General features: G+C 53.6%; 27 protein-coding genes and 1 pseudogene. 22 read left to right on the top strand and 6 right to left on the bottom strand.

Going from position 1 to position 25,241, the window contains the following annotated elements; all coding sequences use genetic code 11:
* Window positions 1-170 precede the first annotated feature (170 nt).
* The 3 genes from LG52_RS15030 (at window position 171) to LG52_RS15020 (ending at window position 3,207) form a co-directional block, all read left to right on the top strand.
* Window positions 171-1,280 (top strand): RNA-guided endonuclease InsQ/TnpB family protein, encoded by a 1,110-nt coding sequence (locus LG52_RS15030; protein ID WP_044732530.1) that lies wholly within the window; start codon window positions 171-173, stop codon window positions 1,278-1,280.
* Between the two features lie 135 nt (window positions 1,281-1,415).
* Window positions 1,416-2,249 carry a hypothetical protein gene (locus LG52_RS15025; protein ID WP_231584477.1) on the top strand — a complete coding sequence of 278 codons (834 nt, stop codon included), beginning with the start codon at window positions 1,416-1,418 and terminating at the stop codon, window positions 2,247-2,249.
* Between the two features lie 58 nt (window positions 2,250-2,307).
* On the top strand, window positions 2,308-3,207 hold the full coding sequence (locus LG52_RS15020) for a hypothetical protein (protein WP_231584476.1): 900 nt from the start codon (window positions 2,308-2,310) through the stop codon (window positions 3,205-3,207).
* A 111-nt stretch (window positions 3,208-3,318) separates the two neighbouring features.
* Here the strand turns inward: LG52_RS15020 and LG52_RS19285 are convergent.
* Window positions 3,319-3,429 (bottom strand): annotated as a pseudogene (locus LG52_RS19285) (LysE family translocator); the annotation flags it as partial.
* 162 nt (window positions 3,430-3,591) lie between these two features.
* Between LG52_RS19285 and LG52_RS15015 the strand changes: the two are divergent.
* From LG52_RS15015 to LG52_RS14970, 10 genes are all read left to right on the top strand, one after another.
* Window positions 3,592-4,440, top strand: a complete 849-nt coding sequence (locus tag LG52_RS15015; RefSeq protein ID WP_044733308.1) for a DUF72 domain-containing protein — start codon at window positions 3,592-3,594, stop codon at window positions 4,438-4,440.
* A gap of 18 nt (window positions 4,441-4,458) precedes the next feature.
* Window positions 4,459-5,337, top strand: coding sequence for a sulfite exporter TauE/SafE family protein (locus tag LG52_RS15010; protein WP_044732528.1), 879 nt, complete (start codon window positions 4,459-4,461; stop codon window positions 5,335-5,337).
* Window positions 5,338-5,354: 17 nt separating this feature from the next.
* Entirely contained in the window at window positions 5,355-6,737 is a 1,383-nt protein-coding gene (locus tag LG52_RS15005) for a bifunctional metallophosphatase/5'-nucleotidase (RefSeq protein ID WP_044732527.1), read from the top strand.
* A gap of 61 nt (window positions 6,738-6,798) precedes the next feature.
* The gene (locus tag LG52_RS15000; RefSeq protein WP_044732526.1) at window positions 6,799-7,101 is read left to right on the top strand and encodes a YunC family protein; all 303 of its coding nucleotides are present in this window, start codon (window positions 6,799-6,801) and stop codon (window positions 7,099-7,101) included.
* A 53-nt stretch (window positions 7,102-7,154) separates the two neighbouring features.
* Window positions 7,155-7,901, top strand: coding sequence for a sporulation protein YunB (yunB, locus tag LG52_RS14995; protein ID WP_044732525.1), 747 nt, complete (start codon window positions 7,155-7,157; stop codon window positions 7,899-7,901).
* Window positions 7,902-8,480: 579 nt separating this feature from the next.
* Window positions 8,481-9,671: an ABC transporter substrate-binding protein gene (locus LG52_RS14990; protein WP_044733307.1), complete on the top strand. Its 1,191-nt coding sequence runs from the start codon at window positions 8,481-8,483 to the stop codon at window positions 9,669-9,671.
* A 106-nt stretch (window positions 9,672-9,777) separates the two neighbouring features.
* Window positions 9,778-10,656, top strand: coding sequence for a branched-chain amino acid ABC transporter permease (locus LG52_RS14985; protein WP_044732524.1), 879 nt, complete (start codon window positions 9,778-9,780; stop codon window positions 10,654-10,656).
* A 16-nt stretch (window positions 10,657-10,672) separates the two neighbouring features.
* The gene (locus LG52_RS14980; RefSeq protein ID WP_044732523.1) at window positions 10,673-11,647 is read left to right on the top strand and encodes a branched-chain amino acid ABC transporter permease; all 975 of its coding nucleotides are present in this window, start codon (window positions 10,673-10,675) and stop codon (window positions 11,645-11,647) included.
* Complete coding sequence (locus LG52_RS14975; protein WP_044732522.1) at window positions 11,622-12,401, top strand: ABC transporter ATP-binding protein; 780 nt, start codon at window positions 11,622-11,624, stop codon at window positions 12,399-12,401. Before LG52_RS14980 ends, LG52_RS14975 begins: the two co-directional genes overlap by 26 nt.
* Window positions 12,402-12,403: 2 nt before the next feature.
* Window positions 12,404-13,111 carry an ABC transporter ATP-binding protein gene (locus LG52_RS14970; RefSeq protein WP_044732521.1) on the top strand — a complete coding sequence of 236 codons (708 nt, stop codon included), beginning with the start codon at window positions 12,404-12,406 and terminating at the stop codon, window positions 13,109-13,111.
* A 348-nt stretch (window positions 13,112-13,459) separates the two neighbouring features.
* Here LG52_RS14970 and LG52_RS14965 read toward each other — a convergent pair whose 3' ends face one another.
* Window positions 13,460-14,449 carry a M23 family metallopeptidase gene (locus LG52_RS14965; RefSeq protein WP_044732520.1) on the bottom strand — a complete coding sequence of 330 codons (990 nt, stop codon included), beginning with the start codon at window positions 14,447-14,449 and terminating at the stop codon, window positions 13,460-13,462.
* 166 nt (window positions 14,450-14,615) lie between these two features.
* On the opposite strand from LG52_RS14965, the gene lipA reads away from it, so the two are divergent.
* A complete protein-coding gene (gene lipA, locus LG52_RS14960) occupies window positions 14,616-15,512 on the top strand; it encodes a lipoyl synthase (protein WP_015375731.1) in 897 nt (298 codons plus the stop codon).
* Between the two features lie 121 nt (window positions 15,513-15,633).
* Here the strand turns inward: lipA and LG52_RS14955 are convergent, their stop codons facing one another.
* Window positions 15,634-16,320, bottom strand: coding sequence for a YhcN/YlaJ family sporulation lipoprotein (locus LG52_RS14955; protein WP_044732519.1), 687 nt, complete (start codon window positions 16,318-16,320; stop codon window positions 15,634-15,636).
* Window positions 16,321-16,432: 112 nt separating this feature from the next.
* On the opposite strand from LG52_RS14955, the gene LG52_RS14950 reads away from it, so the two are divergent.
* On the top strand, window positions 16,433-16,708 hold the full coding sequence (locus LG52_RS14950) for a YutD family protein (RefSeq protein ID WP_013144326.1): 276 nt from the start codon (window positions 16,433-16,435) through the stop codon (window positions 16,706-16,708).
* Between the two features lie 213 nt (window positions 16,709-16,921).
* Here the strand turns inward: LG52_RS14950 and LG52_RS14945 are convergent, their stop codons facing one another.
* Window positions 16,922-17,215 (bottom strand): hypothetical protein, encoded by a 294-nt coding sequence (locus LG52_RS14945; protein WP_044732518.1) that lies wholly within the window; start codon window positions 17,213-17,215, stop codon window positions 16,922-16,924.
* A gap of 57 nt (window positions 17,216-17,272) precedes the next feature.
* The gene (locus LG52_RS14940) at window positions 17,273-17,542 is read right to left on the bottom strand and encodes a DUF3055 domain-containing protein (protein ID WP_044732517.1); all 270 of its coding nucleotides are present in this window, start codon (window positions 17,540-17,542) and stop codon (window positions 17,273-17,275) included.
* A 101-nt stretch (window positions 17,543-17,643) separates the two neighbouring features.
* Between LG52_RS14940 and hepT the strand changes: the two genes are divergently transcribed.
* Window positions 17,644-18,081 carry a type VII toxin-antitoxin system HepT family RNase toxin gene (hepT, locus tag LG52_RS14935; protein WP_044732516.1) on the top strand — a complete coding sequence of 146 codons (438 nt, stop codon included), beginning with the start codon at window positions 17,644-17,646 and terminating at the stop codon, window positions 18,079-18,081.
* Between the two features lie 24 nt (window positions 18,082-18,105).
* Complete coding sequence (locus LG52_RS14930) at window positions 18,106-18,876, top strand: TIGR01457 family HAD-type hydrolase (RefSeq protein ID WP_044732515.1); 771 nt, start codon at window positions 18,106-18,108, stop codon at window positions 18,874-18,876.
* An 84-nt stretch (window positions 18,877-18,960) separates the two neighbouring features.
* Here LG52_RS14930 and LG52_RS14925 read toward each other — a convergent pair whose 3' ends face one another.
* The gene (locus LG52_RS14925) at window positions 18,961-19,458 is read right to left on the bottom strand and encodes a phosphatidylglycerophosphatase A (RefSeq protein ID WP_011232437.1); all 498 of its coding nucleotides are present in this window, start codon (window positions 19,456-19,458) and stop codon (window positions 18,961-18,963) included.
* A 295-nt stretch (window positions 19,459-19,753) separates the two neighbouring features.
* Between LG52_RS14925 and yutH the strand changes: the two genes are divergently transcribed.
* The 5 genes from yutH (at window position 19,754) to thrB (ending at window position 25,239) form a co-directional block, all read left to right on the top strand.
* Window positions 19,754-20,755: a spore coat putative kinase YutH gene (gene yutH / locus LG52_RS14920; protein ID WP_044733306.1), complete on the top strand. Its 1,002-nt coding sequence runs from the start codon at window positions 19,754-19,756 to the stop codon at window positions 20,753-20,755.
* A 146-nt stretch (window positions 20,756-20,901) separates the two neighbouring features.
* The gene (locus LG52_RS14915) at window positions 20,902-21,876 is read left to right on the top strand and encodes a 2-hydroxyacid dehydrogenase (RefSeq protein ID WP_044732514.1); all 975 of its coding nucleotides are present in this window, start codon (window positions 20,902-20,904) and stop codon (window positions 21,874-21,876) included.
* Between the two features lie 92 nt (window positions 21,877-21,968).
* Complete coding sequence (locus LG52_RS14910) at window positions 21,969-23,267, top strand: homoserine dehydrogenase (protein ID WP_044732513.1); 1,299 nt, start codon at window positions 21,969-21,971, stop codon at window positions 23,265-23,267.
* Window positions 23,267-24,328 (top strand): threonine synthase, encoded by a 1,062-nt coding sequence (gene thrC / locus LG52_RS14905; RefSeq protein ID WP_044732512.1) that lies wholly within the window; start codon window positions 23,267-23,269, stop codon window positions 24,326-24,328. Before LG52_RS14910 ends, thrC begins: the two co-directional genes overlap by 1 nt.
* Window positions 24,325-25,239, top strand: coding sequence for a homoserine kinase (thrB, locus tag LG52_RS14900; protein WP_044732511.1), 915 nt, complete (start codon window positions 24,325-24,327; stop codon window positions 25,237-25,239). Before thrC ends, thrB begins: the two co-directional genes overlap by 4 nt.
* The last annotated feature ends 2 nt before the right edge of the window (window positions 25,240-25,241 follow it).

The following is a 25,241-nucleotide window of genomic DNA, read 5'->3' as shown; positions in this document are numbered from 1 at the left end:
TCGATTCATGAAACATGAACCTCCTTGTGGATAGTTGGTAGCACACCTATTCTAACCAAGGAGTCTGGTGTATGTTTCCTTTTTTGTTTGATTACAAATTTTTGTTAGTGAATTTGCTCATCTACATAAAATATATAGAAAATCAAGGGATGAAGTGATGTGGTGTCGATATGGTAAACAAAGCCTATCAGTTCCGCTTGTACCCAACAAAAGAACAAGAACAGCTGCTTGCCAAAACCTTCGGTTGTGTCCGTTTCGTTTATAACAAAATGCTTGAAGAACGCATACAAATTTATGAAAAGTTCAAAGACGACAAAGAAGCTTTGAAAAAACAAACATTTCCGACCCCTGCCAAGTACAAAAAGGAGTTTCCTTGGCTTAAAGAAGTGGATAGCCTTGCGCTGGCAAACGCCCAATTGAATTTGCAGAAAGCGTTTCAAAATTTCTTTTCGGGTCGTGCTGGATTTCCAAAGTTCAAAAACCGCAAGGCGAAACAGTCGTACACCACAAATGTGGTCAATGGCAATATTAAACTTTCAGATGGCTATATCAAGTTACCCAAACTGAAATGGGTCAAGTTCAAGCAACATCGGGAGATTCCTGCCCACCATATCATCAAGGCTTGTACGATCACGAAAACAAAAACAGGAAAATACTATGTTTCTATTCTTACAGAGTACGAACATCAACCTGCACCAAAAGAAATACAAACGGTTGTTGGGCTTGATTTTTCCATGAATACGCTGTATGTCGATAGCGAGGGTAAGAGAGCCAATTATCCTCGTTTCTATCGGAAAACATTGGAAAAATTAGCGAAAGAACAACGGATGTTATCACGCCGAAAGAAAGGGTCTAATCGTTGGCATAAACAGCGTCTGAAAATTGCAAAGCTACATGAAAAAATGGCGAACCAACGAAAAGACTTTCTGCATAAGGAGTCGCACCAATTAGCGAAACTTTATGATTGCGTGGTCATCGAAGACCTCAACATGAAAGGGATGTCGCAAGTCCTGAATTTCGGCAAGAGCGTTCATGACAACGGCTGGGGGATGTTCACGACATTTCTCCAATACAAGTTAGAGGAGCAAGGGAAAAAGCTTATCAAAATAGATAAGTGGTTTCCGTCATCTAAAACTTGTTCATGTTGCGGTCAAGTAAAGGAATCTTTATCGCTTTCTGAGCGTACATTCCGCTGTGAATGTGGATTTGAGAGCGACAGGGACGTCAATGCGGCAATCAATATCAAACATGAGGGAATGAAACGATTAGCGATAGCCTAACTTGTCCTCGAACCGTGGGACACACGGGGATCGCTCAGTCAACTTCCTGTCATGAGATGGGATTACCTGAGAAGCCCCCACCTCTAAGCGAAGCGTAGGTGGTGGGAGCATGTCACAAATAAGGATGTAAGGAATTTGAAACTAAAAAAGAAGGATATTTTATTTTTGGCTCAATTTGGATTTACTAAGGAACGAATCGAACATTTCACACTAAATGATTGGGACCATTTTAAGAATATGGAGGCGCCTGAATTAATAGATGTTAATGTTTCGTACTTCAAAGTCGATGAAAATAATGGAGAGCTAATTCCTATCACGAAATACGAATTTGAGGAGAACAAAAAACAGCGAGAGGTATATTATGATAAAATAAAAAACAATCCTAAAATAAAATTAATTACTTCTTTATGTGATCCAGACAATACCTGCAATGGATCAAACTTATCATCGATGGTGAAGCTGACTGTTGCTGTCACTCATTCATCGAAATATGCAATTGTTTCTGATTTTGATTGGATCAACGATTCTAACGAAAGGCATGTTGACTTATTCGGAACTGGACATAAAGAAGCTTTGACTGTAGATTATGAATCAATATTTGGAAGTTGGACAACTGAGTACTATGATAATTATGGTTATGTAGCAGAAAGGACTTCGTACTTTAATGGTGCGACATATAAATTTTCTACAGGATATGTTCATAAATTAGACAGAAATTCTCCTACTCATCAAGAATTTTGGCAATACAATGGGAAGTGGATACATGCGCAAGATGACTCAGGATATACGTATGCTGAATTTGTGTGGAGCTCTGGGACGAGTTCTTCGGCATATGCCAATTATACTCATATGAAGACGGGGTGGAGCTCATCATTTAGTGTATGGATGCCGCTAGGAGCGTCAATTTCTGTTTCGGGAACAACAAGTTATATTCAAATACCAAACGCGGCAGTTTCCTTTACAAGATGAAATACTATTACGTCTGATTTGCCGCGAATAGATCTTTACGGTGAAGGGTGGCTTATCGTTGAAACGGATCCTCCGTTATTTTTTGTTGTGTACAATGCTAGCTGGCTGTGATCATCAGGAGATGAATGTACAGGCTTATCATTTGGATGCAAAAAGGCAAGGGTTTGATCAAGAAGAGATAGAAAGCCTCATCAGAGACCCGGAAAACGCCAATAAAGTCAACCAACAGCTCAAAAACAAGGAGGTTGCGGCTTTCTTTTGGCTGGGGATGACGAAAGAAGAGATTCGGCACATGGATCGGGAGGAGATGGATTTTTTTCGTGCGAGAAGCGCGACGAGCCAATGGCATGAGCTCGATGAGCAAACGGTGAAGGAGATTTTTAAAAAACGGGCGGATCATCAAATGATCCGATGCGATATCGAGAAACAGAAATTATGCACCATATCAACGATTTACACTAGTCATAAAAAGAACATCATGGAATTGACCTTATCTGTTTCCCTGCTCAATCAAGAGGAGCATCGATACGCCGTCGTCTTGTCGTATGAATGGCTTATAGATCCGAAAGAAAAGGAGACGGATTTTTACGGGATTTTGACGACGGAAAATGCGGTTGTCGATTATCATCAGCTTTATAGCTCCTACAAGACATATCGGAATGCATCTCACGTCAGCATGCAACATATTAGGAAGCCCTATCAATCTTCTGTGGCAGGGTATATGATTAAAAATTCCCTGCACAAGGAAAACAGCCGCCACTTCGGATATGTTTATTCTGAAATCGTGCCTTCGGATCACGCCCAAACGTCTATCGATGTTGAGGCATTTTATGTTCATGCTAATCGAAAATGGAGAGAAAACGACTTGTTTTCGTTCCAAGATGTTTATAACTGGAATGGGAAGGGTGACGCGGTGATGTTCAAGTCTCCGGTGATCCGAATCTCAGTCCGACCTTGACGAAGCGGGATTGAACGTTTTGTTTCAAGGGGGAGCGCTCTTTTTGGGCGCTCCCCTGTCGTTCCTTTTCCATGCCAGGTGGATCTGTTCAGCCGCGCCCGGTCTTCTTGTTTAGCGCTGCACCTTTTCAAGCGCCAATTTGATGCCAAACCCGATCATCACCGTGCCCGTGATGCCTTCGATCCATTTCTTCGTTTTCCGCCGCTTCATGAAGTCGCTGATATAATGATGGATATCATTGTATCGCAACCGTTCCTCGATTGTAAATATGGACTTTCTGAACCGCCGCTGCCCCTTGGTGGTGCGGCGGTCATTTTTATTTTCTGCCGGTGGCGCATATGGTATAGTGAAGATAGCTGGAAATCGACCGAATTGGTGATCAAGATGATTTACATCGGACTGACCGGCTGGGGGGATCATGACAGCTTGTATCCGCCCGGCCTTGCGGCGAAAGACAAGTTGCTGCAATACGCGGCCCATTTTCCGACGGTCGAAGTAGACTCGTATTTTTACGCCATTCAGCCGCGTTCCAACGTGGAAAAATGGATTCGCGAGACGCCGCCGTCGTTTCAGTTCATCGTCAAAGCATACCAAGGAATGACCGGACATGAGCGCGGCCCGATTCCTTATGAAAGCAAGGAAGCGATGTTTGCCGCGTTTTTGGAGTCGATTGCGCCGTTTCAAGAAGCGGGCAAGCTGGCGATGGTGCTGTTTCAGTTCCCGCCTTGGTTTGACTGCCGGCGCGAGCATGTCGCGTATTTGCGCTGGGTGAAAGAGCGGATGGGAAAAGTGCCGGCGGCGCTTGAGTTCCGCCATCGGTCGTGGTTTTCACCGCGCTTTTATGAAAAAACGCTCCGTTTTATGGAAGAGGAAGGCTGGATCCACACGATTTGCGACGAGCCGCAGGCGGGGGAAGGGTCGGTGCCGACCGTTTTGCATCCGACCGACCGGGAAAAGACGCTCATCCGCCTGCACGGACGGAATGTCCATGGGTGGAACAAGGCGACGGCCGGGGACAACTGGCGCGCCGTCCGCTACTTGTATCGATACAACGAGCGCGAGCTGAGCGAGTGGGTGAGCCATATAGAGGCATTAAAGAAAAAAACGAAACAGATTTACGTGCTGTTTAACAACAACTCCGGCGGCGATGCCGCCGACAACGCCAAACAATTGATCGATTTGCTTGGCATTGAGTACACGGGCCTTGCGCCGCGGCAGCTTGGTTTGTTTTGAAGCGGGGGGAGAGACAAAATGGCATATATGTTGCTTTTATTGATCGGCTTTATCGCGGGGACGGTCGGCAGTTTGGCCGGCCTTGGCGGAGGGGTGATCATCGTGCCTGCGCTTTTGTTTTTCGGCGCGCTCGGCTGGCTCTCGGCTGTGACGCCGCAAACGGCGGTCGGCACGTCGCTTGTCGTCATTATTTTCAACGGCTTATCGTCCACATTGTCGTATATGAAAGACAACATGGTCGACTACCGAAGTGGTCTCTTGTTTTGCCTCGGCAGCGTTCCCGGGGCCGTTGTCGGCGCCTGGGTGAACAATACGCTGAGCGTCGCTCATTTTTCGTTGTATTTTGGGCTGTTTTTAATCGCCATGTCGCTGTTTTTGTCGCTCAGCCAGAAGAAAACGAAGCGCTCGGCGGACGAGGCGGAGGAGGAGGGCGGGAAGGAGGAGGCCGAACACCGCTCGCGGCCGGCGCCGTGGTGGAGGCGGCGCGTAGTGCGCACGTACACGGAGCGGAACGGGGAGGGGATCGTGTACGGCTATCATCCGGCGGCGGCGATCGCCATCGCGTTTGTGGTCGGCTTTTTCGGCGGTTTGTTTGGCATCGGCGGCGGCTCGCTCATGGTGCCGGCGATGATCGTGCTGTTTCGCTTTCCGCCCCATGTGGCGGTCGCCACGTCGATGTTGATGATTTTTTTGTCCTCGCTCGTCGGTTCAACGACCCATGTCGCGATGGGAAATGTGCAATGGTGGTTTGCTCTTGCCCTCATTCCCGGCGTATGGATCGGCGCGAAAACCGGGGCGTGGATCAATAAGCGGATGCCAAGCCGGATGCTTGTCGTCGTGCTTCGGATGGTGCTCGTTTTGCTTGGCTTTCGGCTTGTGATCGAAAGTTTGTCGTAACTAGGGAGGCTTGCGCATTGAAGCAAAACGTCTACATTTATCATACGAACGACGTGCACAGCCATTTTGAACATTGGCCGCAAATCGCCCGCTTCTTATCGGAGCGGCGGCAGGAGCATCGCGCGCGCAATGAGGCGATGCTTTTATTTGATGTCGGTGATTTTCTCGACCGCGTTCACCCGATTACCGAGGCGACGCGGGGAAAGGCGAATGTTGAGCTGCTCAATCGGCTTGGGTACGACGCGGTGACGATTGGCAACAACGAAGGGATCACCCTTGATCATGATGAACTGGATACGCTGTACGAACAGGCTCGGTTTCCGGTCGTTGTCGCCAATTTGTTTCGCCGCGACGGCGTGCGGCCGCATTGGGCGCTGCCGTATGTCGTCATCCCGGCGACGGAGGCGTTTCGCATTGGGGTGGTCGGCGCCACCGCTCCGTTTTCTCATTTTTACGAGCTGCTCGGCTGGAAGATTGCCCCGCCGTTTGATCTGTTGGCGGCGGCGGTGGAGGAAGTGAAGCGGCAGGCCGATTGCGTAGTCGTCTTATCCCATCTTGGGGTGAATGAGGATGAAAAAATCGCTGCGACGATCCCGGGCGTGGATATTGTTTTAGGCGCTCACACCCACCATGTCTTTCCAGAAGGAAAAACATTGAATCAAACGCTGCTTTGCGCGGCGGGGAAATACGGAAAATATGTCGGGGTGGTCAAGCTGGAGATTGGCCAAAACCGGCTGTCCAGGGCATCCGCGACGGTCGTGGATGTCGAACCATTGCCACGTTCCGAAGAGGTCGAGCGCCATCTTGCTTGCCTCGAGCAGGAAAGCTTGGCGCGGCTCGAAGCGGAACGAGTCGCCGTGCTCCATGATGGCTTGCCGCTGGACTGGTTCGCTCCGTCGCCGCTCGCGAATTTGCTCGCTTCCGCTTTGCGTGAATGGTGCCAGGCGGACATCGGGATGGTCAACGCCGGCGTGCTGCTGGCGCCGCTTTCCAAAGGTCCCGTGACGAAAAAAGATTTGCACCGCATTTGCCCGCATCCGCTCAACCCGTGCAAGGTGAAGCTGCGCGGCGCGGAGCTCAAAGAGATTATGCTTGAGGCCAACACGGAACGGATGAAGCATTTGCGGTTTAAAGGATTTGGCTTCCGCGGCGAAGTGATGGGGGAAATGGTGTACAACGGCGTGGACATTGAGGCCGACCTCGAGGAGGATGGGCAATGGCATATCCGCCGCATTATGATCAACGGCGAGCCGCTCGACCCGGAGCGCACGTATGAGGTGGCGACGACCGATATGTTTGCGATCGGCCATTTTTATCCGCAGATTCAGCGGGCGGCGGAGAAAACGTATTACATGCCCGAGTTTTTGCGCGATCTTCTCGCTTGGAAATTGGCCCAATAGGCAGGCACCTCTTTTTTCATGCTTCATACATTGGAGTATGGAAAGGAGTGTGGCTGCGGCGATGGTCGAAGTGAAGCCGATCATCATAGAGGGGCATCCGTTTATTGCTGTGTCTGTCCAGCTGCCGAAAACGAATTTGTTGGCGGTGGCGAGTGAAAAAGGGTACATTATGTGCGGGGCGCTCGATGTGGCGCTGTTGAATGAGAAATTGCGCGACCGCGGCATTATCGCCGGTCGGGCGGTCGGGGTGCGCACGATTGAACAGCTGCTTGAGGCGCCGCTCGAATCGGTGACAGTCGCCGCTTTGGAGCTCGGCATTGAACAGGGAATGAAAGGGAAAGACGCACTGTTGAAAATGCGGTGAAAATCTCCCTCCTTGCAAGCATACATATAGCTTGTAAAGGAGGGATTTTCATTTTGCTGCGCCCCCGATTCGTGCGGAGAGGGCCGCTCCCGTTCCGCTATGTTTTTTTATTAACGTTCGTTTTTTTTATGTTTTCGACGGCAGCAAGCCTTTGGATTGTGAATAAAGGCATTAAGCCGGTGCTGATGGAAATCGCCGAAACGGAAACGAAGCGGATTGCCAACTTGGTGATCAATAACGCCATTGAGCAGCAGTTTCAAAAAGACAATCCAGAATTTCGGCAGCTGGTCACGGTTCAAAAGGACGAAAGCGGCAAAATTGTGTCGGTCGATTTTGACACCGCAGTGATCAACCGCATCTTATCGGAAACGGACGATCATGTGATGGAAAGTTTAAAGGCGGCGACAGAAGGGCGGATTGAACGAATGGTGCTTCCCGAAGTCGAGTCCGGCACTGGAAACAGCCGCGGCATCATTTATTACATTCCGCTCGGGCAAGTGACGAACAATGCGCTTTTAGCCAATCTCGGCCCGCGCATTCCGGTGCAGTTTCAGATCGTTGGCAATGTCGACTCGGAAGTGACGAAAGAAATTCGAGCCTATGATATTAACAGTTTTTTTATTGAAATTGACATTCATGTATCGGTCGACATCCAAGTCGTCATTCCTTTTGCATCGAAAATTTCCAATGTGACAACGGATATTCCAGTGGTGATGCGCTTCATTCCGGGAGAAGTGCCGCAATTTTACAACAAAAACGGCGGTCAAGTGAACCCGTCCATCCAGCTTCCGAAGCGGTAGCGGGAAAGGCTGTCAATGCGCGCCTCTAAAAGGCCGGCGATCGTCATTTTCCTAAATCGATCGTTCTCGATTAGAGAGAAGAGCGGAGTTGATAAGGGGTCTCAAGTTGAGCCTCATTTTTCATGCAATCACCGCCCATCTAGAGCAGAGCTTATTTTGCGGCCGGCGTTCGCCCGCTAGTTCCGTTCGGTTGACGGATGCCCGCGTCAGCCATTGGGAATGGTTTTGACAGAAACATGGAAATGTTATGCAAAAAAAGTGTTCTTCCCGGCTAAGGGGCTTTGGCTGTTTCTCTGGCGTTTGTCAAGAGGAAACAGCTTTTTTGTTTTTCAAATAGAAAAGAACTAGACGAGCTGCTTTAAATTTTGTAATATTATATTAAATTGAAAATAGTTTTATTATTTACATAGCGGTTTGAGAGGGGGAATGAACGGCTGGCATCGGAAGGCATACATCATTTCGCTGCGCCATCCGGCGCGGCGGACGAGCGCACAAGGCAGACGGACTCTGCCGATATAGTATGCAGAGAAAGGCGTGCGCTCTAGTGAAAGAACATTTTGAACAATGGGGGGAAAACAAGTGAAGAAAAAAAGAGCAGCAGGCGTCTTTTTCTCATTGATGCTGACGGCAGGTCTTTTGGCCGGCTGCGGCGGCAACCAGCAAGGCGGCGGTTCTTCAGGCGGAAACGGCGGAGGAGGCGGCGATGTGATTAAAATCGGCGCCAACCTCGAGCTGTCCGGCGGGGTCGCTTCGTACGGCCAGTCGATCGCCGAGGGGCTGGACTTGGCGCTTGAGGAAATCAACAAAGAAGGAATCAACGGCAAAAAGCTGGAATTGGTGAAAGTCGACAACAAATCGGAAGCGGCCGAAGCGACGAACGGCACGATCAAGTTGATCAGCCAAGATAAAGTCGTCGCCATCATCGGCTCGGCGACGAGCACGAACACGCTCGCTCAAGTGCAAGTCGCCAATGACAACAAAGTGCCGCTCATTACGCCGACGGGCACGAACCCGACGATCACGAACAAAGACGGCAAAGTGAACGAGTTCGTCTTCCGGACGTGCTTTATCGACCCGTTCCAAGGAACGGTGGCGGCGAAATTCGCGCTGAATGACTTGAAAGTGAAAAACGCGGCGGTCTTGATCGACAGCTCAAGCGATTATTCGAAAGGGCTGGCCGCTTCGTTTAAAGACGCGTTCACCCAAGGCGGCGGCAAAATTGTCGCGGAAGAAGCGTATGTCGCGAAAGACACCGATTTCCGTGCGACGCTGACGCGCATCAAATCCAAAAATCCGGAGTTCATTTTCTTGCCGGGCTATTATGAAGAAGTCGGCCTCATCGTCAAGCAGGCGCGCGAGCTTGGCTTGAACGTGCCGATCATGGGCGGCGACGGCTGGGATTCGCCGAAGCTTGTTGAAATTGCCGGCAAAGACGCATTGAACAACACGTACATTACCAACCATTATTCGTCCGGCGACCCGGATCCGAAAATTCAAGAGTTTGTGAAAGCCTTTAAAGCGAAATACAACAAGGCCCCGGATGCGTTCAACGCGCTTGGCTATGATACAGCCTACTTCCTGGCCGATGCCATTAAGCGGGCCGGCAGCGCCGATCCGGTGAAAATTAAAGACGCGCTGGCGCAAACGAAAGATTTGCAGCTTGTCTCCGGCACATTGACGCTCAATGAACACCATGACCCGGTCAAATCGGCGGCCATTTTGGAATACAAAGATGGGCAGCAGCAATTTAAAACAAAAGTCAATCCGTAATGAGGCGGACAGGGCGGGGGGGGGGGGGAGCGCTCTCGATGGGGCGTCTCCCTATCCGGCCTTTCGTTTGGACAAGGAACGAGTTTTCATTAAGGAGCGTGCAGACATGGAACTCATTCAACAGCTGGTCAACGGCATTTCGCTAGGCAGCATTTATGCGCTCATCGCCCTCGGCTATACGATGGTGTACGGCATCGTTCGGCTCATCAATTTCGCCCATGGCGACGTCTTTATGGTCGGTTCATTCGTCGGTTTTTACGCCGTCACGATGCTTGGCGTCGGCTTTGTCCCGGCGCTTTTGCTGGCGATGGCAGCTTGCGCCGTGCTTGGGATGATTATTGAGCGGATTGCGTACAAGCCGCTGCGCAATGCGGCGCGCATCGCGGTGCTCATTACGGCGATCGGCGTTTCACTGCTTATCGAGTACGTCACGATTTATTTGCGCGGAGCCCAGCCGGAAGCGTATCCGAGCACATTGCTGCCGGACCGGAATTTGGAGCTGTTTGGGGTTGTCATCAGCAGCCAGTCGCTGTTCATCCTCGGCACGTCCCTCGTTTTGATGGTCCTTCTTCAGTTCATCGTTCACCGGACAAAAATCGGGAAAGCGATGCGCGCCGTCTCCCACGATGCGGAAGCGGCCCGGTTGATGGGGATTAACGTCGACAATACGATTTCGGCCACGTTCGCCATCGGTTCGGCGCTTGCGGGGGCGGCCGGCGTCATTTTCGGCATTTATTATACAAAAATCGAGCCATTGATGGGCATTCTTCCCGGATTGAAAGCGTTTGTCGCCGCTGTGCTGGGCGGAATCGGCATCATTCCGGGAGCGATGGTCGGAGGGCTTTTGCTTGGCGTCATCGAATCGCTCGTCAGCGGGCTCGGCTATTCGCTCTGGCGCGACGGAGCAGCGTTTGTCATTTTAATTCTCATCCTCATTTTCCGGCCGGCCGGATTGTTTGGCAAGAACGTACGAGAAAAAGTGTAAAGGATGGTAGGGTACAATGGCAACTTGGAAGCGGACTCGTGGATTTTGGGTTTCCGTCATACTGGCCTTCGCCTTTTTCGCTGTTGTCGAGTGGCTGATTGCAAGCGGGACGCTCAATGTGTTTTATGTGAACACCCTCTTTTTCATGGCGATCAACGTCATGTTGGCTGCGAGCCTTCACTTGATCATCGGCATCACCGGGCAGTTTTCGATCGGACACGCCGGCTTTTTCGCTGTTGGCGCATACGCTTCAGCGGTTATGACGATGAAGCTGCAGCTGCCGTTTGCGGTCGGCGTCTTGACCGCCGGGGTGGCGGCGGCGCTCGCCGGGCTCATCATCGGCGTGCCGAGCCTGCGTTTAAAAGGCGATTACTTGGCGATCGCCACGCTTGGGTTTGGCGAAATTGTCCGCATTGCGCTCTTGAACATCGATTACGTCGGCGGAGCGAGCGGCATGACGGTGACGCATATGACGACATGGCCGTGGGTGTTCGCCTGCCTGTTTGTGACGATTTTGGTGATTGCCAACTTCACCAACTCAACGCATGGGCGGGCGTGCATCTCGATTCGCGAAGATGAAATCGCCGCCGATGCCATGGGGATCAATACGACGTATTACAAAGTGGCGGCGTTTGCGATCGGCTCATTTTTCGCCGGCATCGCCGGGGCGCTGTACGCCCATCACTTTTACATCATTCAGCCGTCGAACTTCGGCTTTTTAAAATCGTTTGACATTTTGATTTTCGTCGTGCTCGGCGGGCTCGGCAGCCTATCCGGCGCGGTGGTGGCGGCGGTGTTGCTGACGATCGTTTCGACGTTCTTGCAAAACTATCCGGAAACAAGGATGATCATTTACAGCATCGTCTTGATTTTGGTGATGCTGTACCGTCCAACCGGGCTGATGGGGACGAAAGAACTATCTTCGCTCTTCAAATGGCGGAAGGCAGCGCAGGGAGGAATGAATCATGGCGGCAAAAACACCGTTGCTTAAGGCAGAAAACATCGGCATCCAGTTTGGCGGGCTGAAGGCGCTCTCCGGTGTGACGATGGAGCTTTATCAAGGGGAGCTTGTCGGGCTCATCGGCCCGAACGGCGCCGGGAAAACGACGCTGTTTAACTTATTGACGGGCGTGTATGTGCCGACTGACGGGCGGATTATGCTTGACGGCGAGACGCTGAACGGCCTGCCGCCATATAAAATTACGCGCAAAGGGATCAGCCGGACGTTTCAAAACATTCGTCTGTTCGGCGAACTGTCGGTTTTGGACAACGTGAAAGTCGCCTACCATGCGCACGCCCGCCATTCGATCGCGAGCTCCATTCTCCGCCTCCCGTCCCATTTCCGCGGTGAGAAGGAGATGGAAGAAAAGGCGATCGAGTTTTTGAACATTTTTCAGCTTGACGGCGTCATGCACGAGAAGGCGAAAAACTTGCCGTACGGCCAGCAGCGCCGGCTTGAGATCGCCCGGGCGCTGGCGGCGCAGCCGAAGGTGCTTTTGCTTGACGAGCCGGCCGCCGGCATGAACCCGCAGGAAACGAAGGAATTGATGAAGTTGATTGCCTTTATTCGCGAGCGGTTTGCTTTGACGATTTTGTTGATTGAGCATGACATGTCGCTTGTGATGGGCATATGCGAGCGCATTTACGTGTTGGATCACGGCCAGCTGATCGCCGAAGGAACGCCGGAACAAGTGCGCAGCAACCCGAAAGTGATCGAGGCTTACCTTGGCGAGGAGGTGTCGTGACCATGTTGAAAGTGGATGGAATCGATGTATTTTACGGCAACATTCATGCCTTAAAAGGCGTATCGCTTGAGGTGAACAAAGGCGAGATCGTCACGCTGATCGGAGCGAACGGTGCGGGGAAAACGACGCTTCTGAAAACCATTTCCGGGCTGCTTAGGCCGAAAAACGGCGACATCGTGTATGAGGGAGCCTCGATCGCCGGCAAGGCGGCGCAGGCGATCGTCAAGCAAGGCATTTCCCACGTGCCGGAAGGGCGGCGCGTTTTCGCCAATATGACGGTCGAGGAAAACTTGGAGCTCGGCGCGTTTTTGCGCAAAGACAAAGAAGGCATTCAACAAGACTTTGCCAAAGTCTTTCAGCTGTTCCCGCGCCTTGAGGAGCGGCGCAAGCAGCTGGCCGGAACGCTTTCGGGCGGCGAACAGCAAATGCTCGCCATCGGCCGCGCGCTCATGGCGCGCCCGAAGCTGCTCTTGCTTGACGAACCGTCAATGGGGCTCGCGCCGCTTTTGGTCAAAACCATTTTCCGCATCATTCAGGAAATCAACGAGTCGGGGACGACGATTTTGCTTGTCGAGCAAAACGCTCATATGGCGCTCTCGATCGCGCATCGCGCCTATGTCCTCGAATCGGGCCGCGTCGTCTTGTCGGGAACGGCGAGCGAGCTGCAGGCGAGCGAGCAGGTGAAGCAGGCGTATTTGGGCGGGCATTGAGAAACGATAGGCGGAAGAACGTCAGCGGAAAGCCGTTTCGGACGGTTGGCGCCGCCGTGGAAAAAAGAGGGTGTCCCAACAGGATCGGGACACCCTTTCTTATTGATGTATAATATAGGTATAAAACAATCATTCACCAACAACAGGCCTATGTTTGGTTTAAAGGGAATGGCCTTTTTGGGTCAGTCCTTTTCCCTGCTTGCCCCGTTTTGTCCGGCGAACGCCGGCTGGGATGGACGGACGGGAAACATCGGCGTCCGGGACGTCTCTGCTCTTGAAAAAACATGCCGCTTATTTGGGCGTCTGGCGTTGGCGGAGAGAACCCCATCACGCCAGCCCCGGCCGCGGCTAGCGGCGCCGTTGTTGCCGCTCGGCCCGCTCCCATGCTTTTAGGTGCGGGTACGGGTCAAACGCCCATTCGGTATAGCCGTTGTCTTTGTACATGCCGTAGTGAAGATGGGGCGGAAATTTCCCTGCCGTGCCGGGCGGACCGTAGCCAGAGCTGCCGACCGAGCCGATGATCGTCCCCGGCTCGACGATTTGCCCCTCGCGAAGATCGGCGGCGAAGCCGTTCAAATGGGCGAAGTAATGGTACGTGTTGTTGATGTCGCGGATGCCGACGCGCCAGCCGCCGTATTTGTTCCACCCCTTCAGCTCGACGATGCCGTAGCACGTCGAGCGCACCGGAACGCCGTAGCCGGCGAAAATATCGGTTCCTTCATGAATGCGCCGCCCGCCCCAGCCGCGCGCATCTCCCCATGTATCGCGGTAGCTGTAATTGGCCCGCAGCGGAAGCGGAAACACGTGGTTGTCCAATTTCAACGTCTGATATTTTTTGTAAATTCTTGCCTTTCCTAAAATCAAGTCGACGGTCTTGGCGCGTTGGTAATAGTTCCAAAGCGCGATTTTGATATGGCGGTGATCGATGCCGTACGTTTGCAAATAGCGGGCCATGGCCATGATCACATCGTCGTCGTCGTCCGCCCGCGCATAGCCGTCGCCGTCGCCGTCCACGCCAAGGCCGCCAAACTGGGAGATCGTAAACGGGTTCGTATCGTGCGGGTTTTTGTTCAGCGGTCCGGCCCATATTTCCGGCTTCATATAAATGCCGAGAACACCGGCTGGCTTGGGCAGGTCGCCGCGGACTTGCCGGACGTTTCGCTCATACTGGTCAATGGCCGCAAAGTAATGCCACGGGATCAAGGAAACGGCTTCAGCCTTTTTGTACAGCTCCATCCGCTTTTCATACACCGCCTCTTCCTGTTCTGCCGCGGAAGCCGCGCCGGCGGCGATCCACAGCATCGCTGCCGCCGATATGGCGGCAAGCCATCGATGCACGCGTATTCCCCCTTTCCGCCCGTTTCATATGTTTAGTTTGGGGAGAAACGGGAATTTCATAAATGTTAAAAGGAGGAAAATCGTCTGATGGACGATTTTTTTGTGTTTTCCTGCGCTTTTCATTATAATGAGAAATGAACAATCATCGACAAGTGGAGTGAGAACGATGGCGACGAAAGAAGAACACGTCCGCAAGCCGGACTGGTTGAAAATCAAGTTGAACACGAACGAGAATTATATCGGTTTAAAGAAGCTGATGCGGGAAAACCGTTTACATACTGTTTGCGAGGAAGCGAAGTGCCCAAACATTCACGAATGCTGGGCCGTACGGCGGACGGCGACGTTTATGATTTTAGGCAGTGTCTGCACGCGCGCCTGCCGCTTCTGCGCTGTCAAAACCGGACTGCCGACGGAGCTTGATTGGCAGGAGCCGGAACGCGTCGCGGAATCGGTGCGCATCATGAACTTGAAACACGTCGTCGTCACCGCCGTCGCCCGCGATGACTTGAAAGACGGCGGGGCGGCGGTATTCGCCGAAACGGTGCGCGCCATCCGCCGGAAAAACCCGTTTACGACGATCGAGGTGCTGCCGTCGGATATGGGCGGGGTGTATGAAAACTTGAAAATTTTGATGGATGCCCGCCCTGACATTTTAAACCATAACATCGAAACGGTGCGCCGCTTGACTCCAAGGGTGCGCGCCCGCGCGACGTACGAACGTTCGCTTGAGTTTTTGCGGCGCGCGAAAGAATTGCAGCCGGACATTCCGACGAAATCGAGCATCATGGTCGGCCTTGGGGAAACGAAAGAGGAAATCATGGAAGCGATGGACGATTTGCGCGCCAACCATGTCGACATTTTGACGATCGGCCAGTATTTGCAGCCGACGAAAAAACATTTGAAGGTTGTAAAATATTACCATCCAGATGAGTTTCAAGAGCTGAAAGAAATCGCATTGAGCAAAGGGTTCAGCCATTGCGAAGCCGGCCCGCTCGTTCGCTCGTCGTACCATGCCGATGAGCAGGTGAGCGAGGCGGCGAAAGCGCGGCAGTTGAAAGCGTAACATCCAACGAACGGTGCGAAAGCAAGCAAGCGTTGTTTCAGCGGCTGAAAGCATCATCCCGGCGGATGAACGCGAAGAAACGGTCATGCCTTTCATCAAGAAGGCAGACCGTTTCTTTTCCCTAGCGCCCCGCTTTCGTCGCCCGCGGCGTGCCGTCGCGGAAATCGCGGTCTAATTCATCGTTTGTTTCGTTGATCATTTCGCCGTTTTCATTTTCCCCGTCGCTCAGTTTTTTCCCTTGCGGATAGTTCAACATCCGCTGAATCGTCGCATCGAGAATTTGGTCGATATTGCGCGTGTTCGAATCAAGGCGCCCGAAGCGCTCGATGTCCTTCATCAGCTGCGGATTGTCGGCGACATACACATGGTAGTAGCGGGGAACGACGGAAAGCGCCGTCTTTTTCACTTGATCGGCCGTTAGCTGCCGGTTGTTCGTATCCGCGTCATACACGACGAGCACTTCCTCATCCGTGACGAGCGTAGCGACGTCTTTGACGCCCGGCAGCTGGGTGCACAATTTGCTGATTAAATCAGCCGCTTTCTCGCGGTTGAAGGACGGCATGTCGTTGTAGCCGTTTGCATCGCCGAGGATCGGGCTTTTTTGATGGCGGACGTACCCGAAGTTGTTCATCGGCGTGTCATCGCCGTTGGGCACCCCGTTTTCATTGTACAGCTCGTTGCGGTTGGTGACGTTGATCGTGTTGCCGCTCCGCTTGTAAATGTCGGTGTTTTCGTCCTCGGCCGTCTGCGCGCAGCCGGCTAGGGCGACGGCCGTCCCGAACGCAACGGCCAGCCATGGTCGTCTCATCGTCAGCACCCCCTTCGCTTTTAGGATGGCACAGAGCGGTTCATTTGATGACAGTAATTGATTGGGTGCGGTGCATCTTTTATGATGGAAGTGGAAAGGCGAGGTGAGAACAGTGATTTGCATTAACAATCATTGTTACGAACTGGTGGAAAATGTGAAAAACGCCTTTAATGAAGAAGCCTTTCGCGCCCGATATGCGGACATTTTGGCGAAGTACGACTACATTGTCGGGGACTGGGGGTACAACCAGCTCCGGCTGCGCGGGTTTTTTGATGACCATAACCAAAAAGCGACGTACGATACGAAAATCAGCACGTTGTCCGAATATTTGTATGAATATTGCAACTTCGGCTGCGCGTATTTTGTGCTGCGCAAGGTGAAACGGTAACCGCGCCAGCGGACTGGAGTGCGGCGGTGCCGGAAGAAGAGGAGGCGCAAGAAACCGCTGTGCGGCGAAAGGCTCGCAGGAGGGAAGGCAGACCGCGGACAGACAAAAAGACGACGCTGCGCCATTCTCATCGCCGCCGCATGGCGAAACGGCAAAGGCGGCAGCCGCTATAGGCTGGCGGCTGCCCCGTTTCTTTCGTTGTTCCGCTGAACGTCAAGCCTGTTCTTCCGTTTCATTGTACGGAAACTGTTCACTGTTGCGCGGGTCATCATGCGGCGGGTGGGCGGCTGGGTCGCGCCTCGGGATGTTTTGGTGGAACGATTTAAACTCGTAGTTGAAGGCGCTGTAATGCCGCTGGCCTTCCTTCCAAGGCGTGCTTTTGTTTTCGACCGGCTCGTCGTTGCGGCGCGGCGAGCCGTACGGCCCTTCTGGGAACTCTTCGGCGGTCAAGAAATTGCGCTGTTTCTCGACGTCGGAAAAATCGGCATATGTTTCCCGTTCTGCCATTCGTCTCACCTTCCTTGCTGCTTGGGTGTTTCATAAGATGCCCGAAACCGAGGAAGGTTATGAGAGATGCTCCTCCAAAAAGGCGCGCAAATCATTGGCATCTTGCTCATTGAGCTGGTAAGCGTGCTCGATATAGCCCGGCTCCTCCAAATCGTCGCGCCCGAGAATGGCAAAGCGGTTGCTTTGCAAGTCGAGCACGAGCCACTTCCCGTAAAAACGATCCGTTTCGATGAGCGCCAAATCAAACCGCTGCCGCTCGCCGACAAAGCTGACGAAGCGGACGGCCGTTTCGACGGTGTCGTCGTATAAATAAAACCGTTCGCCCATAATTTGAGCCCCTCCTGTTTTTTCGTCTATGTCCATCATAGCAGACAGGCGTCGAAAACGGGAGACCGCAAATCGCACAAAGGAACGAGGAGGGATGACGGATGTATTTTGTCGATCGCAAAAAATTGGAAGAAACGCTCAGCTGCATGGAACAAATGCTCGACCGTTACAAGGCCGAGGAGCGATGGGACGAGCCGCTTCGGCAATTGGCGCTCGAACGGATCGCTCATGTCGTCATCGAGGCGGTGTTGGACGTCGGCAATGCCATGATCGATGGGTTTATTATGCGCGACCCGGGCAGCTACAACGACATCATCGACATTTTGGCGGATGAGCGAGTGATTTCAACCGCGGATGCCGATCGGTTGAAAGCGTTCATCGCCTATCGGAAAATGCTTGTGCACGAGTATACGCGCGTGGACCATGAGAAATTGCTTGCCGATCTGAGCGAACATTTGCCGGCGCTTGAAGCGTATCCGAAGGCGGTGCGCGCTTACCTGGAAAGCGAGCTCGGCCCGGTGTCGGCGTTTCGCAATTGATGGCGGGAAAGGAGAGAGAATGCATTGAAACGATACAACGGCTACCTCATCGATTTGGACGGGACGATGTATCGCGGCACCGAATGCATCGCTGAGGCGCGGATGTTCGTCAACGAGCTGCACCGCCGCGGCATTCCGTATTTGTTTGTCACGAACAATTCGTCGCGCACACCGGCGCAAGTAGCGGAAAAATTGCGTTCGTTCGGCGTGCCGGCCGAGGAGAAGCATGTGTTTACGACAAGCCAGGCGACGGCGAATTACATTTTTGAAAAAAAACCGGATGCTTCCGTGTATGTGATCGGCGAGGAAGGGCTCCAAACCGCCTTGGCGGACAAAGGATTCCGTTTGGCCGGCGAAGATGCGGATGTCGTCGTCATCGGGATTGATCGGCAAATTACATACGAAAAGTTCGCTGTCGCTTGTCTGGCTGTCCGAAATGGAGCGATGTTCATCTCAACGAACGGCGACATCGCCTTGCCGACGGAGCGGGGGCTTTTGCCGGGCAACGGGGCTCTGACGTCGGTCGTCGCCGTATCGACGCAGGTGAAGCCGACATTTATCGGCAAGCCGGAAAAAATTATTATGGAGCAGGCGCTCAAAGTGCTCGGCGTCCCGAAGGAGGACGTGCTGATGATCGGCGACTATTATGAAACGGATATTTTAGCCGGCATGAACGCTGGCATTGATACGCTTTTAGTCCATACGGGCGTGACGACAAAAGACATGCTCGCCCGCTGCGAACGGATGCCGACGTATACGGCCGATTCGCTTTTGGAATGGCTTGACCGCTTGTAAACAACGCCGCTTTGCCAAAAAAAGGCAAGGCGGCGTTTCATGTTGCTCGGCGCGGATGAAGGGCGCGCATGGGCGGCGCCGGCGTTACTCGGCATTGGCAGCCCGGTGCGCCAGGCGGCTTGACGCCGCCGCGGCGATGGCGCCGACAATGTCGTCCAAAAACGTGTTGCATTTGCCGGTTGATTTATCATTTAAATATTGCAAAATGCCCGGTTTTTGCTTATCGATATAGCCGTAGTTCGTAAACCCGATCGATCCGTACACATTCACGATCGACAGCGCCAAAATTTCGTCGACGCCATACAGCCCTTCATCGCGGCGAATGATCGACTGCAGCGGTTCATCGAGCCGGCCGTCTTCGGCGAGTTTATCCAATTGGATGCCGGTTAGAATCGCATTTTGCACTTCACGTTTCGAAATGACGCGGTTGACGTTTTCGATGCACTCCTCCATCGTTAAATCGGGATGATATTTTGATTGCAAGTAATACACGAGCTCTGCAATTTTTTCCACGGTCACCCCCCGTTCCTCAAGCCAGCGCCGAGCTGTTTGTTCCAGATTGTTCATAATGAATTCGCTCATGAGCTTCACCTGTTTCTTTTAGAAAGTCGTTTTCTATATATATGTATCATGTCATAAATCAGTCCGTCATATAAAGAAAAATGCTCATCGGCTTTTTTGGCGCCCACTGTCATATATAAAAAGTAGCCCTCTTTTTCCGCAGCCATGCGCTGGCTGATCAGCATAGGCGCGTGAATGGGGCCGTTTCATGCTGGAGCGGAGGCGGAATCGGCTCATCGATGGGGCGGCGATGAGATGAAGGGGCGGAACGAGCGGAATGACTGGTTTCGGCAAAAAGGAAAAAGGAGGAGCGGCGATGGAAGCTTGGGTGCGTGAACAGTATAGCATGCGCGTCGAACGCTTCGAACGAAGAGGGATGCATACCGCGTTTTGGCATAAGCAGGAGCGTTTCCTCATTGTTTCCGCTGATGGGCAAAGCGAAGCGGAAATGGAAGAGCGCCAGCAAATGAGCCGCTATTTGCGGGCAAAAGGAGTGGACGGCGTCGGAGAACTGGTCAAAACGACGTCCGGAACGTATATCGCCCCCTATAATGGACAGCCGTTGGCGCTCGTTCGTGCTCCGCTTCCGGCGGCCCGCTTTCGTTCACTCGGAAGGGAATTGGCGGTGATGCATGAATGCGGAAGAACATGTCCATGGCCGATCGTCGCATGCCGGCGCATCGGCCAATGGCGCGAATTGTGGGCGAAGCGGATCGATCAAATGGAGGCGTTTTGGTCGAGCAAGCTCGCTGCTGGACCGTCGTCGCCGTTTGATCGGCTGTTTATCGAATCGTTCCCGTATTATTTAGGCTTGGCGGAAAACGCGGTGCAGTATGTGGCGGATACCGAGATTGACGAAGAACCAGGGCGCATCGATTACGCGGCATTTTGCCATGAGCGTCTCCCCGAGGCGAAGTGGGCTGGGGGGATCGAAGCGAAGCTGCCGACCGACTGGGTGTATGACCATTGCGCCCGCGATTTGGCGGAATGGGTGCGCCATTTGTACGAAAAGAGCGGACTTGGCTGTCAGCGGGCGGTGCGGCAGTTTTTTCAAGAGTATGAACATGCGTCGCCGCTGTCGCCGTTTGCTTGGAGACTCGTTTACGCCAGGCTGTTGTTTCCGCTTTCCTATTTTGAATGTGTCGAGGCATATTATATCGCAGTGGATGAGAGTGAACAGACAAGGCGGGAGGGGGAGTTGCGGCGCTTGCTGGAGCGATCGCATGAATATGAACGGTTTTTGGCTTCGTTTGCCAAGATCGCCGGCATCTCAAACCGCATCCGCCTGCCGGCGGTCGAGTGGCTGCCGCCGGCGTAACGCAGGGAAGACAGCTTTCCCGCTTTTTTTGGCCCAAACGAAAAAACGACCGCTTCCCTGCCGTTAAACCTTAGGGGCAACTTCCCGTTTTTTTTCGGCCAAAGTTGTGATAAGATTTAGAAAAAAACGATGCGGGAGGCTGCACCATGACGAAGCCGTATGTATTCATTGCGCGAAAATTGCCCGAGGACGTGGTCGCGCCGCTTTTGACCATCGCTGAAGTAGAAATGTGGCCCCATGAAGATATGGCTGTGCCGCACGATGTGCTCGTGGAAAAGGCGAAAAGAGCGACGGCCATCTTGCCGATGGTGTCTGATCCGATCGATGAAACTGTGCTGTCTGCCGGTTCGGCGCTGAAAGTGGTCGCCAATATGGGCGTCGGCTACGATAACATTGATGTAGCGGCGGCGACCCATCGCGGCATTCTCGTTTGCAATACACCCGATGTATTGACCGATACGACGGCCGATTTGACGTTTGCTTTGTTGTTGGCCACCGCCCGCCGCCTTGTCGAAGCGGCTGAATTTTTGAAGGAAGGAAAATGGAAAAGCTGGAGCCCGTTTTTGCTGGCCGGCGCCGATGTCCATCATAAAACGATCGGCATCGTCGGCATGGGGAACATCGGTCAGGCCGTGGCGAAACGGGCGAAGGGGTTTGACATGAACATTCTGTATTACAACCGCTCCCGCCGTCCGGAGGCGGAAGAGAAGCTTGGCGCCGTCTACCGCCCGTTCGCTGACTTGCTTTCAGAGAGCGATTTTGTCGTCTGCTTGACGCCGCTTACCTCCGAGACGCGCCGTTTGTTCAACCGCGAGGCGTTCCGGCAAATGAAGAAGTCCGCGATTTTCATTAACGCGGCGCGCGGAGCGGTCGTCGATGAACAGGCGTTGTATGAGGCGCTGGTCGGCGGGGAGATCGCCGCGGCCGGGCTGGATGTATTTGAAAACGAGCCGGTCGCGGCCGATCATCCGCTCGTTTCGCTTCCGAACGTCGTCGCCTTGCCGCATATCGGCAGCGCCACGTACGAAACGCGGCGCGCTATGATGACATTGGCGCGCGACAACATCATCGCCGTGCTCGAAGGCCGGCCGCCGCTGACGCCGGTGAACCGGATCTCGTAAAAATTTTCATTGCCAAATGGCCGATCGTCTTTTATAATGTCTACTATAAAAGTACAAATGTCTACTGTACGTAAACAGAAGGGGCGGGAAGGATGGAAAAGCCAATTTTTGTTGGGTTGTTAGGATTCGGAACAGTGGGGAGCGGCGTGGTCAAAATTATTGAAAACCATCAGGAAAAGTTGATGCATCAAGTCGGGTGTCCGGTGAAGGTGAAAAAAATCCTTGTCCGGGATGTACAGAAACCGCGCGATGTCGCCGTTGACCTGTCGCTCCTTACGACGAGTGCGGCTGAGGTGATTGACGATCCGGACATTGATGTCATTATCGAAGTGATGGGCGGCATTGAGGAGACAAAAGAGCTGCTATTGCGGGCGCTGCGGCAACGAAAGCATGTCGTGACCGCCAATAAAGACTTAATGGCCGTCTACGGGTCGGAGCTGCTTCGGGTGGCGGCGGAATACCGCTGTGATTTGTTCTACGAAGCGAGCGTCGCCGGCGGCATTCCGATTTTGCGCAGCTTGGTCGACGGGCTGGCGTCGGACCGGATTACGAAGCTGATGGGCATTGTGAACGGGACGACGAACTACATTTTGACGAAAATGTCGCAAAACGGCGCTTCCTATGAGGACGTGCTCGCCGAAGCGCAGGCGCTCGGGTTCGCGGAAGCCGACCCGACATCGGACGTCGAAGGGCTCGATGCGGCGCGAAAAATGGCCATTTTGGCCCGCCTTGGCTTTTCGATGGACATCGATTTGGACGATGTGCAAGTGAAAGGCATCACCCAAGTGACGGAGGAAGACTTGAACTATGGGAAGCGGCTCGGCTACACGATGAAATTGATCGGCATCGCTCAGCGCGACGGGCAGAAGGTCGAGGTGAGCGTTCAGCCGACGTTTTTGCCGGATTCGCATCCGTTGGCGTCCGTGCACAACGAATACAATGCGGTGTACGTATACGGCGAAGCGGTCGGAGAGACGATGTTTTACGGGCCGGGGGCGGGCAGCTTGCCGACGGCGACGGCGGTTGTCTCCGACTTGGTCGCAGTGATGAAAAATATGCGCCTTGGCGTAAACGGCCATTATGCGGTGTCTCCGCAATATGAAAAACAGTTGAAGACACCGGCGGAAATTTTTTCGAAATACTTTTTGCGCATTCATGTGAAAGACCAAGTGGGCGCGTTTGCCAAAATTACAACGTTGTTTTCCGAGCGCGGGGTGAGCTTTGAGAAAATTTTGCAATTGCCGCTGAAAGAGGATGGCCTGGCGGAAATCGTCATCGTCACGCATGACGCCTCCCAGCAAGACTACGAAGAGATTTTGCTGCAGCTCGGCGATTTGGAAATTGTTGAGCGGGTGCAAAGCTCGTATCGAGTGGAAGGAGAGAAACGGTAATGGCATGGAAAGGGCTGCTTGACGCCTACGGCGATTTTTTGCCGCTCTCTGCGGCGACGCCAAGGCTGTCGCTTTGCGAAGGGAATACGCCGCTCATCCCGCTGCCGCGCTTGTCGGAGGAGCTAGGGATTACGCTGTATGTCAAGGTGGAAGGGGCGAACCCGACCGGTTCGTTTAAAGACCGCGGCATGGTGATGGCGGTGGCCAAGGCGAAAGAGGAAGGAAGCCATACAATCATTTGCGCCTCGACCGGCAATACGTCGGCTTCGGCGGCCGCCTATGCGGCGCGCGCCGGCATGCGCTGCCTCGTCGTTGTTCCGAACGGCAAGATCGCCCTCGGCAAGTTGGCGCAAGCGGCGATGTATGGCGCAGAAATTTTTGCGATTGACGGCAACTTTGACGAAGCGCTCAAAATGGTGCGCCGGCTGAGCGAAACGGCGCCGATTACGCTCGTCAACTCGGTCAACCCGTACCGGATTGAAGGGCAAAAAACAGCGGCGTTTGAAGTGTGCGACCAGCTTGGGCGCGCCCCGGACGTGCTCGCCATTCCAGTCGGCAACGCCGGCAACATCACCGCCTATTGGAAAGGGTTTAAGGAGTATCATGCAGCGAAAGGAACGGGCTTGCCGCAAATGCGCGGCTTTGAAGCGGAAGGAGCGGCGGCGATCGTCCGCAACCGGGTGATTGAACAGCCGGAGACGGTGGCGACCGCGATCCGCATCGGCAATCCGGCGAGCTGGGGCAAAGCGGTCGAGGCGGCGAGCGAGTCGCGCGGAAAAATTGATGAGGTGAGCGACGCGGAAATTTTGGCCGCCTACAAGCGGCTCGCCCGAACGGAAGGCATTTTTGCCGAGCCGGCGTCATGCGCCGCCATCGCCGGGGTGATCAAGCAGCGTGAACGGAACGAAATCGAACGCGGCAGCCTCGTCGTTGCTGTTCTCACTGGCAACGGCCTGAAGGATCCATCCATCGCCTTGGAGACGGCAGCGATTGAACCGATCGTGCTGCCGAACGATGAACAAGTTGTCTTGGAGCATTTGCAAGGGGTTGTCCGCACATGAAGGAAGATGAGATGTTGAAAATCGTCGTGCCGGGAAGCACGGCCAACTTAGGGCCTGGGTTTGACTCGATCGGGCTCGCGGTCAATCGTTATTTGACGCTTGACGTCCGCTTGGCGGATGCGTGGTCGTTTACGCCGAAAACAGCGGAAGTGATCGGCATTGCGCGCGGGATGGACAATTTGGTGTACCAAGTGGCGGCGGAGACGGCGGATGTTCACGGCCGCCGGCTGCCGAGCTGCGCGGTGGAGGTGTACAGCGACATTCCGTTTACGCGCGGACTCGGGAGCAGCGCGGCGGCGGTCGTTGCGGGCATTGAGCTCGCCGACGCGCTGCTTGGGCTTCAGTTGCCGCGCGAACAAAAGATGGAGTTGGCGACCCGATACGAAGGACATCCGGACAATGTCGGCGCCTCGTTGTACGGGGGGCTGGTCATCGGCTGCTGCCGCGGGGCGGGCGTGGATGTCGTCCATATTCCCCAATTGGATGTAGAACTTGTCGCCATTATTCCCGAGTATGAACTGGAAACGAAAAAAGCGCGCGGGCAGCTGCCGGAACAATGGCCGAGAGAGCGGGCGGTCGAGGCGAGCGCCGTCAGCAATGTTCTCGTCGCGGCATTGCTCACGAAAAACTGGAAGCTTGCCGGCCGGATGATGGCCGCCGACTTGTTCCATCAGCCGTATCGGAGACAGCTCGTTCCGGAACTCGAGCGGGCGGAGGCGCTCGCTCTTGAATACGGAGCGATCGGTGCGGCGCTGAGCGGAGCGGGGCCGACGGTGCTCGTCTTTGCCGAACCGGGTCAAGGAGATCGGCTTGCGCAGCGGCTGCGCCCGCATTTTCCAGCGTGCAAAATCGCGCGTCTTTCCGTCGAGCCGCGCGGCAGCCGCGTCTACAAGCTGGCGCTTGAGGCGTAAAA

The organism is Geobacillus kaustophilus, assembly GCF_000948285.1.
In the GTDB taxonomy this organism is placed as follows: domain Bacteria; phylum Bacillota; class Bacilli; order Bacillales; family Anoxybacillaceae; genus Geobacillus; species Geobacillus thermoleovorans_A.
This window is presented reverse-complemented; position numbering and strand designations above follow the sequence as displayed.

Excerpts from the sequence above, each read along its gene's own strand:
- lipA (WP_015375731.1), top strand. The coding sequence starts at position 14,616 with ATGGCGACGAAAGAAGAACACGTCCGCAAGCCGGACTGGTTGAAAATC.
- thrB (WP_044732511.1), top strand. The coding sequence starts at position 24,325 with ATGAAGGAAGATGAGATGTTGAAAATCGTCGTGCCGGGAAGCACGGCC.
- LG52_RS14925 (WP_011232437.1), bottom strand. The coding sequence starts at position 19,458 with ATGAGCGAATTCATTATGAACAATCTGGAACAAACAGCTCGGCGCTGG.
- thrC (WP_044732512.1), top strand. The coding sequence starts at position 23,267 with ATGGCATGGAAAGGGCTGCTTGACGCCTACGGCGATTTTTTGCCGCTC.
- LG52_RS14970 (WP_044732521.1), top strand. The coding sequence starts at position 12,404 with ATGTTGAAAGTGGATGGAATCGATGTATTTTACGGCAACATTCATGCC.
- LG52_RS14980 (WP_044732523.1), top strand. The coding sequence starts at position 10,673 with ATGGCAACTTGGAAGCGGACTCGTGGATTTTGGGTTTCCGTCATACTG.
- LG52_RS14915 (WP_044732514.1), top strand. The coding sequence starts at position 20,902 with ATGACGAAGCCGTATGTATTCATTGCGCGAAAATTGCCCGAGGACGTG.
- LG52_RS14985 (WP_044732524.1), top strand. The coding sequence starts at position 9,778 with ATGGAACTCATTCAACAGCTGGTCAACGGCATTTCGCTAGGCAGCATT.
- LG52_RS14910 (WP_044732513.1), top strand. The coding sequence starts at position 21,969 with ATGGAAAAGCCAATTTTTGTTGGGTTGTTAGGATTCGGAACAGTGGGG.
- LG52_RS15010 (WP_044732528.1), top strand. The coding sequence starts at position 4,459 with ATGGCATATATGTTGCTTTTATTGATCGGCTTTATCGCGGGGACGGTC.
- LG52_RS14955 (WP_044732519.1), bottom strand. The coding sequence starts at position 16,320 with ATGAGACGACCATGGCTGGCCGTTGCGTTCGGGACGGCCGTCGCCCTA.
- LG52_RS14975 (WP_044732522.1), top strand. The coding sequence starts at position 11,622 with ATGGCGGCAAAAACACCGTTGCTTAAGGCAGAAAACATCGGCATCCAG.
- LG52_RS15000 (WP_044732526.1), top strand. The coding sequence starts at position 6,799 with ATGGTCGAAGTGAAGCCGATCATCATAGAGGGGCATCCGTTTATTGCT.
- LG52_RS14945 (WP_044732518.1), bottom strand. The coding sequence starts at position 17,215 with ATGGCAGAACGGGAAACATATGCCGATTTTTCCGACGTCGAGAAACAG.
- LG52_RS14940 (WP_044732517.1), bottom strand. The coding sequence starts at position 17,542 with ATGGGCGAACGGTTTTATTTATACGACGACACCGTCGAAACGGCCGTC.
- hepT (WP_044732516.1), top strand. The coding sequence starts at position 17,644 with ATGTATTTTGTCGATCGCAAAAAATTGGAAGAAACGCTCAGCTGCATG.
- LG52_RS15015 (WP_044733308.1), top strand. The coding sequence starts at position 3,592 with ATGATTTACATCGGACTGACCGGCTGGGGGGATCATGACAGCTTGTAT.
- yutH (WP_044733306.1), top strand. The coding sequence starts at position 19,754 with ATGGAAGCTTGGGTGCGTGAACAGTATAGCATGCGCGTCGAACGCTTC.
- LG52_RS15030 (WP_044732530.1), top strand. The coding sequence starts at position 171 with ATGGTAAACAAAGCCTATCAGTTCCGCTTGTACCCAACAAAAGAACAA.